The sequence below is a fragment of the Mesorhizobium sp. M4A.F.Ca.ET.022.05.2.1 genome, from assembly GCF_003998845.1.
Taxonomy (GTDB): Bacteria; Pseudomonadota; Alphaproteobacteria; order Rhizobiales; family Rhizobiaceae; genus Mesorhizobium.
In genome coordinates this window covers 1-15,237 of record NZ_RZOJ01000116.1, presented here as the reverse complement: position 1 = coordinate 15,237, position 15,237 = coordinate 1, and the positions used below count along the sequence as shown (strand labels likewise).

Here is a 15,237-nt window from a genome sequence, read left to right as displayed (position 1 = left end):
CGTCATGATATGCGCGACCACGAACCAGGCCGCCACTCCGCCAGCCGCCAGCGCGAAGACCGCGGTGGCAAGGCCGATCAGCACATACTCCAGCGAGAAGGCCGTGATCAGCGTCCTGCGTGTCGCACCCAGCGTCTTCAGCACCACCGCGTCATGGATGCGCGCCCGGTTGCCGGCGGCGAGCGCGCCGGCAAGCACCAGCACAGAAGCGATCAGCGCCACGCCGGCGGCGGCGCGGATCGCCGTGCCGAGCTGGCCCACCAGCCGGTTGACGATATCGAGCGCGTCCTTGACCCGGACCGTCGTCACCGAAGGGAACGCACGCGTCACCGCGTTGAGCAGCCGGGCATCGTCGGCGATGCTGGCGTCCTTGTCGGTCAGCGTCGCCAGCCAGCCATGCGGCGCGCCGGCGAAGGCGTTGGGCGAAAACACCATGACGAAGTTGATGCCCATCGTCTCCCATTCGACCTGGCGGAAATTGGCGATCCTGGCCGTCACGTTGCGTCCCAGCACATTGACGGTGACGGTGTCGCCGAGCTTCAGCCCGATCTGCCGTCCCTCCTCGGCCGAGAACGACACCAGCGGCTCGCCGGCATAGTCCTCCGGCCACCAGGTTCCTTGCGTCAGCGTCGCGTTGGCAGGCATCTTCGCATCATAGGTCAGGCCGCGGTCGCCGCGCAGCACCCACGCGCCCTCCGCCGGCACGCTCACCTTGCCGACGTCGACGCCGTTCAGTGCCATCACCCGCCCGCGCAGCATCGGCACCTTGGCCAGCGTCCCCCGCGGAGCCTCCTTGCCGATCAGCGCCGAGAACGCATCGACATCGCTGCTCTGGATATCGACGAAGAAGAAATTCGGCGCCCGTTCCGGCAGGCTGCCGGAGATCTGGCGCCTCAGATTGCCGTCGATCAGCGCCAGTGTCACCAAAAGCGTCAGCCCGAGGCCGAGCGACAGCACCACGGACGGCGTCAGGGCGCCCGGCCGGTGGATGTTGCCCAGCGCCAGCCTGAGCGCGACGGAACGGACGCGCGGGCTCCTGCTGGCCGCCCACTGCACCAGCGCGCCGACCAGGCGCAGTACCAGGAAGGCAAAGACCGTGGCGCCGACGAAGATCGAGGCGATGCGGCGGTCGCCGGAAAACAGGATGGCCAGCGCCGCCAGGACGAGCGCGATGCCGACTGCCGCTGCCACATAAGGCAGGCGCGGAAAACCGCGGCTCTCAAAACCCATCTCGCGAAACAGCGCCGTTGCCGGCACGTCGCGGGCGCGCCCCAGTGGCAGCAGCGCGAAGGCCAGTGTCACCAGCAGGCCGAACAGCGCCGCCATGGCAAGCGCGCCGGGGTAGAAGCCGCCTTCCGCCGGCACCGGGATGACCGACTGCAGGGCTGCGCTCGCCGCGAACGGCATAGCGGCGCCGAGGATCAGCCCGGCGACGATGCCGAGGCCGGCGATCAGCAGGATCTGCACCAGATAGACGGTGAAGACGAAGCCACCCGAAGCGCCGAGGCTCTTGAAGGTGGCGATGACGCCGCGCTTGCCGTCGAGATAGGCGCGCACGGCGTTCGCCACGCCGACGCCGCCGACCACCAGCGCCGTCAGCCCGACCAGCGTCAAAAATTGCGAGAAGCGCTCGATATTGGAGGAGAGCGCCGGTGCCGCGTTGCTGCGCGTGCGGATCGACCAGCCAGCCTCCGGAAACGTCTTGGCCGCCTGGTCCTGGATCGCCTTGAGGTCGGTCTCGCTGGCGCCGGCAGGTAAGCGGATTTTGTAGGCGTTCTCGACCAGGCTGCCCGGCTGGACCAGGCCTGAGGCGGCAAGGCCTTCGGTCGATACCAGCAGCCGCGGCGCAAAGCCGAACCCGTCGGACACCGCATCCGGTTCGCTCACCAGCCGCGCGCGCAGCTCGAACGTCGCAGCGCCAAGCTTCACCCGGTCGCCAAGCTTGAGGTTCAGCCGGTCGAACAAAAGGTCGGGTGCCGCGGCGCCGAAGACGCCGGACCTTTCGGCGAACAGCGCCTCGCGCGGCAGCGGCGGCTCGGTCGCCAGCGCCCCGTAGAGCGGATAGGCCTCGTCGACCGCCTTGGCCTCGACCAGCGCCTGGTCCGAGCCGTCCTCCAGCCGCGCCATCGAGCGCATGCTGGCGCTGTGCGAAATCGTTCCCAGCCGATCAAGGAAGCCGCGCTCGGCCGGCGTCGTGCCGCGCTGGTTGAGTTGAAAGCGCAGGTCGCCGCCAAGCAGCGTCTGGCCCTGGTTGGCGACCCCGGCGGTGATCGCCTGCGCCACCGAATTGACGCCGCCGATAGCGGCGACGCCGAGCGCGATGCAGGCGAGGAAGATGAGGAAGCCGGACAGGCCTCCGCGCATCTCGCGCAGCGAGAAGCGGACCGCGAGCTTCAACGTCCGCGACAGGGGCATCAGGCCGAAACCTTCAACGGTTTCGGCGCGTCCTCGATCCGTCCCGAGTGCATCGACACCTGGCGCGAACAGCGCGCCGCGAGTGCCGGATCATGCGTGACCAGCACCAGCGTCATGCCGCGCTCGGCAGCCTTCGCGAACAGAAGGTCGGCGATCTGCCGTCCCGTCGCCTGGTCGAGATTGCCGGTCGGCTCGTCGGCGATCAGGATGCGCGGCGAGGGCGCCAGCGCGCGGGCAATCGCAACGCGCTGCTGCTCGCCGCCCGACAGTTCGCCGGGATAATGGGTCACGCGGTCGCTGAGGCCGACCGCCGCCAGCTCGTGCGCGGCGACGCTGAACGGGTCGGCATGGCCGGCGAGCTCGAGCGGCACGGCGACGTTCTCGAGCGCCGTCATGTTGGGGATGAGGTGGAAGGACTGGAAGACGATGCCGATGTTTCGTCCCCGAAACGATGCAATCTGATCCTCGCTTTTGCCATTGAGCAATTCGCCGGCGATTCGAACCGTTCCCGAATCGACCCTTTCTAGGCCGGCCAGGACCATCAGCAGCGTCGACTTGCCGGAGCCCGATGGGCCGACGATGCCGGTCGCCTCGCCGGCGGCGACATCGAGGCTGACGCCCTTCAGCACATGCACGGAGGACGCGCCTTTACCGAGCGTCAGCGATACGTCTTTCAGCACGATGACGGCTTCTGTCACAATGAAAGCGTCCTATATGGATAGATGAGGGCTAAGCATCGGAGCCAAAGTGGAGACCGGGGGAATCCGATGCTCAACCAGGAACCCGCCTTCGCCTGAAGACCATTTCCGCTCATATGGGGCCTGCCGCATGGCTTTCAAACACACTCTTGCAGCAGCCTTCGTTGTTTTCGTAACGATCGGCGGCGCCATGTCGGCGGCAGGCGCCGAGACCTTCAGGATCGTCGGTTTCGGCGACAGCCTGATGGCGGGGTTCAACCTCGGGCCAGGCGAAGGTTTCACCGACAGGCTGCAGGCGGCGCTTCGCGCCAAGGGTCTTGACGTCAGCGTCGCCAATGCCGGTGTTTCCGGCGACACGTCGAGCGGCGGCCTGGCGCGGCTCGACTGGTCGGTGCCGGACGGCACGCGGCTCGTCATCCTCGAGCTCGGCGCCAACGACATGCTGCGCGGCGTCGCGCCCGCAATTCCTGAGAAGAACCTCGACGAGATGCTGGCAAAACTCAAGGCGCGCAAGATCGCCGTGCTCCTGGCCGGCATGCGCGCCGCCCCCAATCTCGGCACCGACTACCAGAATGCCTTCGACTCCATCTATCCGAAGCTCGCCGAAAAATACGGCGTTCCGCTCTATCCGTTCTTCCTTGACGGCGTCGCCGGCGTGCCCGCCCTGCAGCTCGAAGACGGCCTGCACCCCAACGCCAGCGGCGTCGACAGGATGGTCGAAGGCATACTGCCGACGGTGGAAAAGTCGATTGCCGCGGGTGGCGGCGGGTCGTGAGGCAGGAAAGTCACGCTTGCCGTTGGGGAAACCGCGAGGTCAACAAACCGCTTGCCCCGCTTGGATATCGATGATTCGCTAGGGGCGTGAGTTTCGATTCGAGGACAGGAGGCTTGCCATGCCGCGTCTTTTCACCGCCCTCGAAATTCCTCGTGACGCCGCTCTTTCGCTGTCCCTGCTCCGGGGCGGCCTGCCCGGAGCCCGCTGGATCGATGTCGAAAACTACCATCTGACGCTGCGCTTCATCGGCGATGTCGAGGGCCATGTCGCCGACGAGATCGCCAACGCGCTCGACCGCGTCCACCGCCCGTCCTTCCCGCTGACGCTCTCCGGTGTCGGTGCCTTCGGCCAGAAGAAGCCGCACGCGGTGTGGGCCGGCGTCGCCGCCTCGCCGGATCTGACTGCCCTGCAGGGCGAGATCGACCGCATCTGCCAGCGGCTCGGCCTGCCGGCCGATCCGCGCAAGTTCATGCCGCATGTGACGCTGGCACGGTTGCGCAATTCGAGCCCACTCGACGTGGCGCAATATCTTTCGGCGCGCGGTAATTTTTCGGCGCTGCCCTTCCGCGTCGGCCGCTTCGTTTTGATGTCGTCACGAGATTCAGTCGGCGGCGGTCCCTATATCGTCGAGGAAGCCTGGCCGCTCTCGGGCGCTGACACGCGCGCGGCCAGTCGATTGGCCAGCGCCTCCGACGCCTCGCGGATCATGCGATAGACCTCGGCGAACGCGTCCGGCCCGTCATAATAAGGGTCCGGCACCTCGCCCGCGCCGCCGTCGGCAAACTCCAGGAACAGGTGGATGCGCTCGCGCATCGCGGCCGGCGCGATTGCCTTGAGGTCGCGGACGTTCGCCCGGTCCATGCCGAGGATCACGTCGAAGCGGGCAAAATCCTCCGGCGCCACCCTGCGTGCCCTTTGCCCGGAAATGTCGATGCCATGATGCGCCGCGATCGAAATCGAACGCGGATCGGGAGCGGAGCCGACCTCCCAGCCGCTGGTCGCGGCCGAATCGAGCATGACGGTTCGGCCCAGCCCGCGCTCGGCCAGCACGGCGCGCAACACGCCTTCGGCGAGAGGCGAGCGGCATATATTGCCGAGGCAGACGAACAGGATGGATGTTATGGGCTTCGCGCTCATCGATCCGGCGCCGTTTTTGTGCATGTCATTGTCCCAAAACCGCGGCGCACTTTTGGGCGACATGCATTATGGTGAGGGTCAAAATTCGAAATAGCACGGGAAACAGACATGACGAGAGAAAAACTGGGCAAGGACGCCATCCTTGCCGCGCTGGCGGAACTCGGCGGCTGGTCGCTGGCCGAGGACGGCGCTTCTATAAAACGCAGCTTCGTCTTCAAGAACTTTTCCGAAGCCTTCGCCTTCATGACCCGCGTCGCCCTGGCGGCGGAGAAGATGGACCACCATCCGGACTGGTCGAATGTCTACAAGACGGTGGATGTGACGCTGAACACTCATGACGCAGGCGGTGTCACGGCGCTCGACATCGAACTGGCAAAGAAGATGAACCGCTATTTCGGCGGTTGAACTCTTGTAGCTGACCGGCGCTTTTACCACATTTTCCCCTGCGGCCGCGCACCGAACCAAGCGCGCGGCGGCAAGGAGAGGCAGATGGCGCGGCAACCCGGTTTTGATTTCTTCGGCTTCGGCGACAAGCTCGCCGGCGAGAGCGAGGTGCGCGAAAAATTCTGGCGCACGGCCAAGAAGGCCGCCCGCCAGATCCCGTTCATGGAAGAGGTGGTCGCCGCCTATTACTGCGCCATGGACAAGGACACGCCAATGCGCGCCAAGGGCATCCTGCTCGCCGCGCTCGGCTATTTCGTGCTGCCGATCGATTTCATCCCCGATGTCATCTTCGGCCTCGGCTTCACCGACGACATCGCCGTGCTGACAGCCGCGATCACCGCCGTCAGCGCGCACATCACGCCCGCGCACAGGCAAGCCGCCAGGGACGCGATCGCCGACAAGAGCTGATCCGGAACCGCGCAAGCGCTTGTTTGAAAAGTCAAACTCTTGCCGTTTTCGTGGCCTCCAAGTCGGCGCAGGGACAACGCGCCGGCCGCTTTCGAGCGGCGGCGCGGGAATGGCGGCGGTTTCCTGGGGTGAGGGTGCTTTTCTTGAGGAAAATTCACCGTTTGGTAACCCTGATTAAATCAAAATGAAGCGACGGGCAGGACGCCGCAGCGGCCTGCCGCCGCACCATTTGGAATACGGGAAAAACGATGCGCGGATTGATTGCTACAGTTTCCAGCCTGGTCCTGGTGGCCCTGGCGGCGCCGGCGCTGGCACAGTCGGCGACCAAGATCGGCCAGCATAATGCCTGGGGCACCTACAGCTACCAGGCATCCGGCGGCAAGGTCTGCTACGTGCTCACCGTGCCGACCGACAAGCAGCCGGCGACGCTCGACCACGGCGACATGTTCTTCTTCGTCAGCCAGCGGCCGGGCCAGCAGGTGTCCTACGAGCCGCAATTCATCGCCGGCTACAATTTCCAGGAAGGCTCCAAGGCCACCGTCACCATCGACAAGAAGACCTTCTCGATGTTCACGCGCGGCAAGTCGGCCTGGGTCGAGAACGCGGCGGAAGAACCGGTGCTGATCGCCGCCATGAAGACCGGCACCGACATGAAGGTGCAGGCCAAGTCCGGTCGCGGCAACCCCACCTCCTATGTGTTCTCGCTGAAGGGCATTTCGGCCGCGCTGGCCTCGATCGCCAAGTGCAAGTAGGCTGAGGCCCCCTTGACGGCGGACAGCGAGATCGACCGCGCCATCATGCAAATGGTGATGGACCGCTGGCAGAAGACGCCATGGTCCTCGCGAAAACCGAACAGGCGCTTCGCAAGGCGGGCGTCCAGGTTTCCTGGGACGATATCGCCGGGCGACTGGAAGCTCTCGACGCGCGCGGCGAGATTGAAAGCCAGGGAGACCTGGCGCTCTGGCGCAACAGCGAGGTCCGCCTCCCGCAAGTGAAAGCGGAAGAACGATAGCTCAGCCCGGCGCGGGCATCGTCTCCGCTCTGCGCCGCCGGATCGCCTCGGCGATGAAGACGCGCGACAGCGCATGATAGAGCGGCTCGTTGGAGATCAGCCTCGCCGTGCCGTAGCCCAGCATCGCCGCGCACATCAGCGCGATGACATTGTCGTGGTTGCCGGTCATTTCGAGGATGATGACGAAGGCCGTCATCGGCGCCTGCACGACGCCGGCGAAATAACCGGCCATGCCGAGCAGCGCCGCCGTGCCGGTGGCGGTGCCGAAGACCAGGCCGAGGGTGCTGCCCAGCCCCGCGCCCACCGCCAGCGACGGTGCGAAGAGACCGCCCGGAATGCCCGACACCATCGACAACAGGCCGGCGGCGAATTTTTCCACGAAGAAGAGGGCCGGCAGCGGCGTGCCTTCGATCGCCCCGCGAGCCTGCGCGTAGCCGGTGCCGAAGGTCAGCCCGCCGGACGCGACGCCGATCACCGCCACGGCCAGCCCGCAGACGGCCGCCACGACCAGCGCGCGCGGTAGCGGCTGTAGCGCGTTCCAGCGCCGGATGCGGCGCATGACCTTCAGCGCAAGCAGCGAGAACAGCGCGCCGACACCGCCGCCGATGATGCCGCAGGCAAGCACCAGCGGCCAGTCGGTGGCAAACGCCACCGTGTCCTTGGCGACGCCGAAATAGGTGTAGTTGCCGAGCAGCCCGAGCGAGGCGAGCCCGGCCAAGATCACCGCCGTCAGCACCAGCCCGTTGGTGCGCGCCTCATAGGCGCGGCCCATTTCCTCGATGGCAAAGACGATGCCGGCAAGCGGCGTGTTGAACGCGGCGGCGATGCCGGCGGCGGAGCCGGCCAGGATCAGCCCGCGCGCCTGCGCCATGCTGCCCCAGCGCGCCGCCTGCAGCATCAGCGAGGCGCCGACCTGGACCGTTGGGCCTTCGCGGCCGATCGAGGCGCCGCAGGCGAGGCCGACGACGGTGAGCGCGATCTTGCCCGCCACCAGCCTGAGCGACAGGATGCGGCTGCGATCCTCCTCGTCGCGCAGATGCCGCGCCGCGATCGCCTGCGGAATGCCGCTGCCTTGCGACCCCGGGAAGAAGGAATGCGCGAGCCAGGCGCAAAGGACGAAACCGAGGGGCGTCAAGACGAGCGGCAGATAGAAGCGCCAGCCGCCCTCATTGCCGGTCATGGTATGGAACAGAGCCTGCGCGCGGTCGGCAAGCAGTGCGAACAGGACGCTGATCAGGCCGATCGAGATGGCGCCGGCCCAGAAGACGAGGCGCGGTTGCCATACGCGCCGCGACACCCACATGGCGTGCGAACGCCGCAGCAAGCGGTATTTTCGGGATATGCCGGCCATGACGAGCCTCGTGGTGATAGGCCCGGCCTAGCACAATGACGGAGCCGATCAACCCGCGCGGCGAGTCCGACGCTATGCCGGCAACGTCTCGGAACGGGGTTCAAGCAGATGTGATCGGAATACCCGCCGGCGTGCCGGCCGGCGGGAAGGTCGGCGTGCGTGCTTGGCGATGTTCACATCGCCATTTTTTCACACTCGGCCTGGGCCTTCTTGGTCGAGGTGTCGATCATGTAGGTTTTGCCCTTGGCGTCTGTCATCATCATCATGCAGTGCTTGATTGGCTTCGCCATCTTCATCATCTCGGCGCTCATCTTGGCGTCCGGCATCATCGTGCCCATATGGCCGTCGGGCGTGATCGCCGTCACCTGGCCGGCCTTCATCATGGTCATCGTTCCCATCGTGTCTTCGGCAAATGCCTGTGCCGCGGAAAGGCCGAGGAGGCCGGCGATGACAACAAGCTTGATCGAGTGCATTCCGCATACTCCCATTTTGCAGGGGCACAGTTGCCCCTTTCAGGGTTCGCGAAGGCGCCTTGGGTCGTTACGCCAACACGAATATGTGATCGATCTCCGCGGTGGGAGCGATGCGACGCCGCCTCACAACGGTCGAGCGAACGATGGCACGATTGGCCAGCCGCGCCCTCACCCCCCGCATGACTCCGCTCCGAACCTGTGCTATGCGCCGCGCTTCATTTCGGGCACGATGCTGAAATCGGCCGCAAACCGCTTATATTGGCGCAACCATGACCCTTTCACTTGATCTTACCGCCGAAGGCGCGCGCGACGCCTTGCGTGCCCGCAATGGGGCGGCCGAAAAGCCGTCGCTGATCGGCCTCACCCGCGCCGAGCTCGGCGCCGCCCTGGTCGAGGCCGGCATCGTCCCGGAGCGCCAGGCGAAGATGCGCGCCCAGCAGCTCTGGCACTGGATGTATGTGCGCGGCGTCTCCGACTTTTCCGGCATGTTCAACATTTCCAAGGACCTGCGCGCCGAGCTCGACAGGCATTTCACCGTCGCCCGGCCCGAGATCGTCGAGGAGCAGATCTCCGCCGACGGTACCCGCAAATGGCTGTTCCGCTTTCCGCCGCGCGGCGCCGGCCGCCCGGTCGAGATCGAGACCGTCTACATTCCCGAGGAAGGCCGCGGCACGCTCTGCATCTCCTCGCAGGTCGGCTGCACGCTGACCTGCTCGTTCTGCCACACCGGCACGCAGAAGCTGGTGCGCAACCTGACCACGGAAGAGATCCTGGCGCAGCTGCTCACCGCCCGCGACCGGCTCGGCGACTTCCCCGACCGCGACACGCCCGACGGCGCCATCGTACCGGCCGAGGGACGCAAGGTCTCCAACATCGTCATGATGGGCATGGGCGAGCCGCTTTACAATTTCGAGGCGGTGAAGAAGGCGCTGTTGATCGCCTCCGACGGCGACGGCCTGTCACTTTCGAAGCGCCGCATCACGCTGTCGACCTCCGGCGTCGTGCCGGAAATCTTCCGCACCGGCGAGGAGATCGGCGTCATGCTGGCGATCTCGCTGCATGCCACCAATGACGACCTGCGCGACCTGCTCGTGCCGATCAACAAGAAGTTCCCGTTGAAGGAGCTGATCGCCGCCTGCCGCGCCTATCCCGGCCTCTCCAACGCCAGGCGCATCACCTTCGAATATGTGATGCTGAAGGACGTCAACGATTCCCTCGACGACGCCAAGGCGCTGGTCAAGCTGCTCAAGGGCATTCCGGCCAAGATCAATTTGATCCCGTTCAACCCGTGGCCGGGCACCAACTACCAGTGCTCGGACTGGGAGACGATCGAGAAGTTTGCCGACTACATCAACAATGCCGGCTACGCCTCGCCGATCCGCACGCCGCGCGGCCGCGACATCCTCGCCGCCTGCGGCCAGCTCAAGTCGGAATCGGAGCGCATGCGCAAGGTCGACCGCCTGGCGCTCGAAGCGATGATGATCGCGGGGCACGGCGAGGCGTGAGCCGCTTCATCGCCTACCTCATCCGCTTCGCCGTCATCCTGCTCGGCTACATCGCCGCCTCGCTGGCGGCCAGCGCCTTCCTCAACATCCTGTTCCTGGGCTCGCTCGGCTATACGCCGGACCAGGCTCACCCGACGGCGACCGCCTCGCTCTATTTCTCGATCCCCTTCGTGGCGCTGTTCGTCGCCTATTTCGCCTTCATGCCGGCGGCGGTCGTCATCCTCGCCGCCGAGACCCTCGGACGGCGCGACTGGCTGTTCTATGCGATCGCCGGCGGCGGCGTCGCCGCGGCCTTCCTCGGTTTCGTCCGCCAGAGCGGCGATCCCGACTTCGTCGTCACCGACACCAGCGCCGTTCTGGCGGTAATTGGCTCCGGCATGGTCGGCGGTATTTTCTACTGGCTCGCCGCCGGCCGCTGGGCCGGCAGCTGGCGCGAGAGCGAGCCTGTTTCGCCTGGGCCGTCAGGATCTTGAGCGCGAAGGCCGAGAACACGCCGCCGAACAGATACGACCATCCGCGTCACCGTGGCCAGCGGCCGGACGGCGGCGTCTGGTCCAGCGTTCGGCTATCAAAGACCGTTCCTCTCTTGCGCAGCCCGGAAACGCCGTGATACCTCGCCCGCGAAACCTTTCCCCGCGGAACCGCCTAAAATGTCCAAGACCAAGAACGTGAAGAAAGTCGTGCTCGCCTACTCAGGCGGCCTCGACACATCCATCATCCTGAAATGGCTGCAGACCGAGCTCGGCGCCGAAGTCGTCACCTTCACCGCCGACCTCGGCCAGGGCGGCGAGCTGGAGCCGGCGCGCCGCAAGGCCGAGCTGATGGGCATCAAGGACATCCGCATCGTCGACGTGCGTGAGGAATTCGTCGCCGACTTCGTCTTCCCGATGTTCCGCGCCAATGCCGTCTATGAGGGCACCTACCTGCTCGGCACCTCGATCGCCCGGCCGCTGATCTCCAAGCACCTCGTCGAGATCGCCAGGGAAACCGGCGCCGACGCGATTGCTCACGGCGCTACCGGCAAGGGCAACGACCAGGTCCGTTTCGAGCTGTCGGCTTACGCGCTTAACCCCGACATTAAGGTCATCGCGCCGTGGCGCGACTGGTCCTTCAAGTCGCGCACCGACCTGCTGAACTTCGCCGAGCAGCACCAGATTCCCGTGCCGAAGGACAAGCGCGGCGACGCGCCGTTCTCGGTCGACGCCAACCTGCTGCACTCCTCCTCGGAGGGCAAGGTGCTGGAGGATCCGTGGACGGAGCCGCCGGAATTCGTCCACCAGCGCACCGTCTCGCCGATGGACGCGCCGGACAAGGTCACCGAGATCGAGATTGAGTTCCTCAAGGGCGATCCGATTGCGCTGAATGGCAAGAAGCTGTCGCCGGCGACGATGCTGGCCGCCCTCAACGACCTCGGTCGCGACAACGGCATCGGCCGGCTCGACCTCGTCGAGAACCGCTTCGTCGGCATGAAATCGCGCGGCGTCTACGAAACGCCCGGCGGCACCATCCTGATCGCCGCCCACCGCGCCATCGAATCGATCACGCTCGACCGCGGTGCCGCGCACCTCAAGGACGAGTTCATGCCGCGCTATGCCGAGCTGATCTACAACGGCTTCTGGTTCTCGCCCGAGCGGCTGATGCTGCAGGCGATGATCGATAAGAGCCAGGAGGACGTCGAGGGCACGGTGCGGCTGAAGCTCTACAAGGGCAATGTTATGGTCACCGGCCGCAAGTCGAAGAAGACGCTCTATTCCGACGCGCTGGTCACCTTCGAGGACGATCGCGGCGCCTACGACCAGAAGGACGCCGCCGGCTTCATCCGCCTCAATGCGCTGCGGCTGAGGACGCTCGCCGCGCGCACGCGCACGGGCTGACATAGCGCCGTCGTGCGCTGTGCCGATCTCGCGAAAGCCGAAACGACCCAAGAAACCCGGTGGAGACGCCGGGTTTTCTATTTTGCGTTCCTAATATAAGCAAAATAAGAACGACCAAATGACGTTTCCCGTTTGACCTTTCGGTAGCTTCATCTAAGTTCCGCGCGGGATCGACGGGGGTTTGACAGTGAAAAAAGGCATTTTTGTTCTGCTGGCAACTTCCGTCGCTTTCGCGGCGTGCCAGACCGCGCAGGCCGCGAAGCGTGAGCCAAAGCCGGATCTGGACGGCTGCATCGCCGAAGCCCGCGCCTGGAACATCACGCTCAAGCACGATATCGCCGGTTCATGGGCGTCTCGCTGGAGCGCATGCCGGCTTTGTTCTGCGAGCGCCTTGCTGCCGGCGTGCGCAGCGGCCGGATCACCTATTCCGATATAAACAACCTGCAGCTCGACCAACCGACCGAAATCTGGATGGTCCTCAAAGGCAAGCCAAAGCCGGCCGCGGTCACGCAAGCCCCGGCACCGCGATCGTCAAACTTCCGTAATTGCACCGGGAGAGACGGCATCTTCCAGGTTCCAGCTTCCCGGAAATGCCCGCCAGGCGGCTACGGGCATTTCGAGCAGCCGTCCGAAAGGGAGATTAGCGCCAGGTCGAAGGCGGCCACCTCAGCGCCGCGGAACCCCAAATTCCATACCTGCTCAAATGTTTTCACCGGCACCTTCGAGGTTCCCGCTTCCCGGAAATGCCCCTTGGGCGGCGGCTAATCGTAACCTACCGGGGTCCCGACGATGATCGAGGGCAGGCCAAGGGCGGCTCCTCCAACGCTGCGGAACTCCAACTTGTTTACCTGCAGCGGTATTGACGGCAGCTTCCAGGTTCCCATTTCCCAGAAATGCCCGTTGAGCGGCTACGCGCATTGTTGAGAGCGAGTGATTGGGCTTTGACCCTGCCCCATAGGCAGAAAGCAAGGCAGCGGAGTGGAGGGACTTCGACAGTGAAGAACGGTCTTTTTCTCTTGCTTTCAGCGGCAGTCATCTTCGGCGGATGCCAGTCCTCGCAGGCCCTGGCGGCGCCGACGTCCAAGTTCCATACCTGCAGCGGATTTGACGGCCCCTTCCAGGTTCCCATTTCCCAGAAATGCCCGGTGAGCGGCTACGCGCATTCCGACCAACCGACCAAAATGGACAGCAAGGGCAGGTCGAAGGCGGCGACGGCGCCACGATCGTCCAAGTTCCGTACCTGCAGCGGATTTGACGGCCCCTTCCAGGTTCCCGCTTCCCAGAAATGCCCGGTGAGCGGTTACGCGCATTCCGACCAGCCGACCAAAATGGACACCAAGGGCAGGTCGAAGGCGGCCCCGGCGCCGCGGTCGTCCAAATTCCGTAACTGCAGCGGTATTGACGGCAGCTTCCAGGTTCCCATTTCCCAGAAATGCCCGTTGAGCGGCTACGCGCATTATTGAGAGCGGGATCGAACCTGATCGTTTCGAGCGATTGGGTTTGACACCGCTCCATAAACAAAAAGCCCGGCGCATGGTCGGGCTTTCTGTCGAGTGGAGATGGCATCAGTTGCCGTCGATCGCCTCCGCGATGCGGGCAATGGCCTGCTGGTAGACGCTGGCCGAGTTCCAGCCGGCTATGGCGCCCATGTTCGCCTGATAGCCCGCGCCGGCCCGCCAGCCATGGCCCTTGAGGTAGTTGGCGGTGGAAGCGAGCGCGGTATTCCTGTCGCGCAGATTTCCGTTGCCGACGCCATACTTCAGGACGTTTCCGGGCAGGAACTGCGTGTGGCCGATCTCGCCATGCATGGCGCCGACCGAAGCGGAGGTCAACGTCCCGCGATCGACCAGCTTCAGCGCCGCAATGGCATGCGGATAAAAGTAGTCCGGCCGGCGGCAATCATAGGTAAGCGTCAAAATAGCGGACACCGTGTTCTGGTTGCCCATGGAGGCGCCGAAGCCGGTCTCCATGCCCCAGATGGCGAGCAGCACGCCGGGCGGCACGCCGTAGGTCGCTTCGATCCTGTCGAACAGCGCCGCGTTCGACTTCTTCAGCGAACGGCCCTTGGAAATGATCGCAGCCCCGCCGCGGCGCTTCATGAAATCTTCCACCGAGCCGCTGAACGCCTTGTGGATGGCGCGGTCGGCGGAGATGGTCCTCGTCGCGTAGGTCGCGCCTGCCAGGGCGGACAGCCCCCTCGCGCCGACCCCTTCGGCCTGGGCCTGGGCGGCAAAGTCCTGCTTCCAGGCTTCGAAGCCGGCGCTGTTCTTGCCACAGCTGCCAGCCGCCTGCGCGCCTGTCGCCAGCGCAAGCACCGCCGCCACCACGGCCGCAAAAATCTTTCCCTTGGCAAGAAATGCCATGCTGTTCTCTCCTGATCGCCTGAATCACGTCCCGGTTGCGAATTTGCCAGTGAAGCGCCCGATTGTCACCGCCCCGCGGCTGCACTGGTTGCTCGATGCTGGCCAATGAAGCGGAATTTGCCTACGATCAAGTATTTATTGTGGCGGGGGGCGCGATACACATGGGCGATGTTGATGTTGTGATCATCGGGGCCGGCTCGGCCGGGCTCTCAGCCGCGAAAACCCTGCGCGCCGCCGGCTTGTCCTTCAAACTGCTGGAAGCGATGGACCGAATCGGCGGCCGCGCCTGGACCAGCGACCGGCATTTCGGCGTGCCCTTCGACATCGGCTGCGCCTGGCTGCACGCGGCGGACCGCAATCCCTATTTTCCCGAGGCGCAAGCCGCCGGCTGGAACCTGCATCACCACGACATGAATGTCGATCATCTCTACTACCGCCAGCGCAAGGCGAGCGAGGCGGAAGAGGCCGAGATGAAGGCCGCCGACGCGAAGCTGTTCGAATTGCTCGCCGCCCACAAGGTCGAGGAGGGTGACGACCGGCTTTCGGCGCTGCTCGCCAGGGGCCAGGCGCCGCGCGCCGCCGCCACCTTCGCCGGTCCGATGGACTTCGGCGCCGACGAGGACGAGATATCGATCCGCGATTTCCAGGCCGCCGCCGATCTCGACCCCAACTATTTCAGCAAGGAAGGGTTCGGCGCGCTGGTGGCGCGTTTCGGCGCCGACGTGCCGGTCGAATTGTCGACCCCGGTGCGCAGGATCTTCTGGAACGGGCCGGATGTCGCT

17 protein-coding genes are annotated in these 15,237 nt (G+C 65.2%); 11 read left to right on the top strand and 6 right to left on the bottom strand.

Features of this window, described 5'->3' with window-relative positions:
- A partial coding sequence (locus tag EN745_RS15115) for an ABC transporter permease (protein ID WP_145992033.1) occupies positions 1-2,415 on the bottom strand: 2,415 nt, incomplete at its 3' end.
- On the bottom strand, positions 2,415-3,113 hold the full coding sequence (locus tag EN745_RS15110) for an ABC transporter ATP-binding protein (RefSeq protein WP_127421641.1): 699 nt from the start codon (positions 3,111-3,113) through the stop codon (positions 2,415-2,417). The genes EN745_RS15115 and EN745_RS15110, both read right to left, overlap by 1 nt.
- Positions 3,114-3,243: 130 nt before the next feature.
- Here EN745_RS15110 and EN745_RS15105 point away from each other — a divergent pair, with 130 nt between their 5' ends.
- Both EN745_RS15105 and thpR read left to right on the top strand, forming a co-directional pair.
- Positions 3,244-3,888, top strand: coding sequence for an arylesterase (locus EN745_RS15105; RefSeq protein WP_127399966.1), 645 nt, complete (start codon positions 3,244-3,246; stop codon positions 3,886-3,888).
- A gap of 118 nt (positions 3,889-4,006) precedes the next feature.
- Positions 4,007-4,603, top strand: a complete 597-nt coding sequence (gene thpR, locus EN745_RS15100; protein ID WP_126057423.1) for an RNA 2',3'-cyclic phosphodiesterase — start codon at positions 4,007-4,009, stop codon at positions 4,601-4,603.
- Here the strand turns inward: thpR and EN745_RS15095 are convergent.
- Positions 4,507-5,025, bottom strand: coding sequence for a low molecular weight protein-tyrosine-phosphatase (locus EN745_RS15095; protein WP_127421642.1), 519 nt, complete (start codon positions 5,023-5,025; stop codon positions 4,507-4,509). The genes thpR and EN745_RS15095 overlap by 97 nt on opposite strands.
- Positions 5,026-5,133: 108 nt before the next feature.
- Between EN745_RS15095 and EN745_RS15090 the strand changes: the two genes are divergently transcribed.
- The 4 genes from EN745_RS15090 (at position 5,134) to EN745_RS15075 (ending at position 6,889) form a co-directional block, all read left to right on the top strand.
- Positions 5,134-5,430 carry a 4a-hydroxytetrahydrobiopterin dehydratase gene (locus EN745_RS15090; protein WP_127421640.1) on the top strand — a complete coding sequence of 99 codons (297 nt, stop codon included), beginning with the start codon at positions 5,134-5,136 and terminating at the stop codon, positions 5,428-5,430.
- Positions 5,431-5,514: 84 nt separating this feature from the next.
- The gene (locus EN745_RS15085; RefSeq protein WP_127421639.1) at positions 5,515-5,877 is read left to right on the top strand and encodes a YkvA family protein; all 363 of its coding nucleotides are present in this window, start codon (positions 5,515-5,517) and stop codon (positions 5,875-5,877) included.
- 248 nt (positions 5,878-6,125) lie between these two features.
- A complete protein-coding gene (locus EN745_RS15080; RefSeq protein ID WP_126057419.1) occupies positions 6,126-6,629 on the top strand; it encodes an invasion associated locus B family protein in 504 nt (167 codons plus the stop codon).
- Between the two features lie 80 nt (positions 6,630-6,709).
- Positions 6,710-6,889, top strand: a complete 180-nt coding sequence (locus EN745_RS15075; protein WP_127421638.1) for a hypothetical protein — start codon at positions 6,710-6,712, stop codon at positions 6,887-6,889.
- 1 nt (position 6,890) lies between these two features.
- Here the strand turns inward: EN745_RS15075 and EN745_RS15070 are convergent, their stop codons facing one another.
- Together EN745_RS15070 and EN745_RS15065 are read right to left on the bottom strand one after the other, a co-directional pair.
- Positions 6,891-8,240, bottom strand: coding sequence for a chloride channel protein (locus EN745_RS15070; RefSeq protein WP_127421637.1), 1,350 nt, complete (start codon positions 8,238-8,240; stop codon positions 6,891-6,893).
- 173 nt (positions 8,241-8,413) lie between these two features.
- The gene (locus EN745_RS15065; RefSeq protein WP_127421636.1) at positions 8,414-8,713 is read right to left on the bottom strand and encodes a hypothetical protein; all 300 of its coding nucleotides are present in this window, start codon (positions 8,711-8,713) and stop codon (positions 8,414-8,416) included.
- A 269-nt stretch (positions 8,714-8,982) separates the two neighbouring features.
- Between EN745_RS15065 and rlmN the strand changes: the two genes are divergently transcribed.
- The 4 genes from rlmN to EN745_RS37015 all read left to right on the top strand — a co-directional run bounded on the left by rlmN (position 8,983) and on the right by EN745_RS37015 (position 12,857).
- Entirely contained in the window at positions 8,983-10,218 is a 1,236-nt protein-coding gene (gene rlmN, locus EN745_RS15060; RefSeq protein ID WP_127421635.1) for a 23S rRNA (adenine(2503)-C(2))-methyltransferase RlmN, read from the top strand.
- Entirely contained in the window at positions 10,215-10,691 is a 477-nt protein-coding gene (locus EN745_RS15055; RefSeq protein WP_127421634.1) for a hypothetical protein, read from the top strand. The genes rlmN and EN745_RS15055 overlap by 4 nt, the downstream gene beginning before the upstream one ends.
- Before the next feature lie 177 nt (positions 10,692-10,868).
- Positions 10,869-12,092, top strand: a complete 1,224-nt coding sequence (locus EN745_RS15045; protein WP_127421633.1) for an argininosuccinate synthase — start codon at positions 10,869-10,871, stop codon at positions 12,090-12,092.
- Between the two features lie 345 nt (positions 12,093-12,437).
- Complete coding sequence (locus tag EN745_RS37015) at positions 12,438-12,857, top strand: hypothetical protein (RefSeq protein WP_245487734.1); 420 nt, start codon at positions 12,438-12,440, stop codon at positions 12,855-12,857.
- Positions 12,858-13,657: 800 nt separating this feature from the next.
- Here the strand turns inward: EN745_RS37015 and EN745_RS15030 are convergent.
- A complete protein-coding gene (locus tag EN745_RS15030) occupies positions 13,658-14,455 on the bottom strand; it encodes a lytic transglycosylase domain-containing protein (protein ID WP_127421631.1) in 798 nt (265 codons plus the stop codon).
- A 161-nt stretch (positions 14,456-14,616) separates the two neighbouring features.
- On the opposite strand from EN745_RS15030, the gene EN745_RS15025 reads away from it, so the two are divergent.
- Positions 14,617-15,237: FAD-dependent oxidoreductase (locus EN745_RS15025; protein WP_127421630.1), on the top strand; the 621-nt coding region annotated here is incomplete at its 3' end.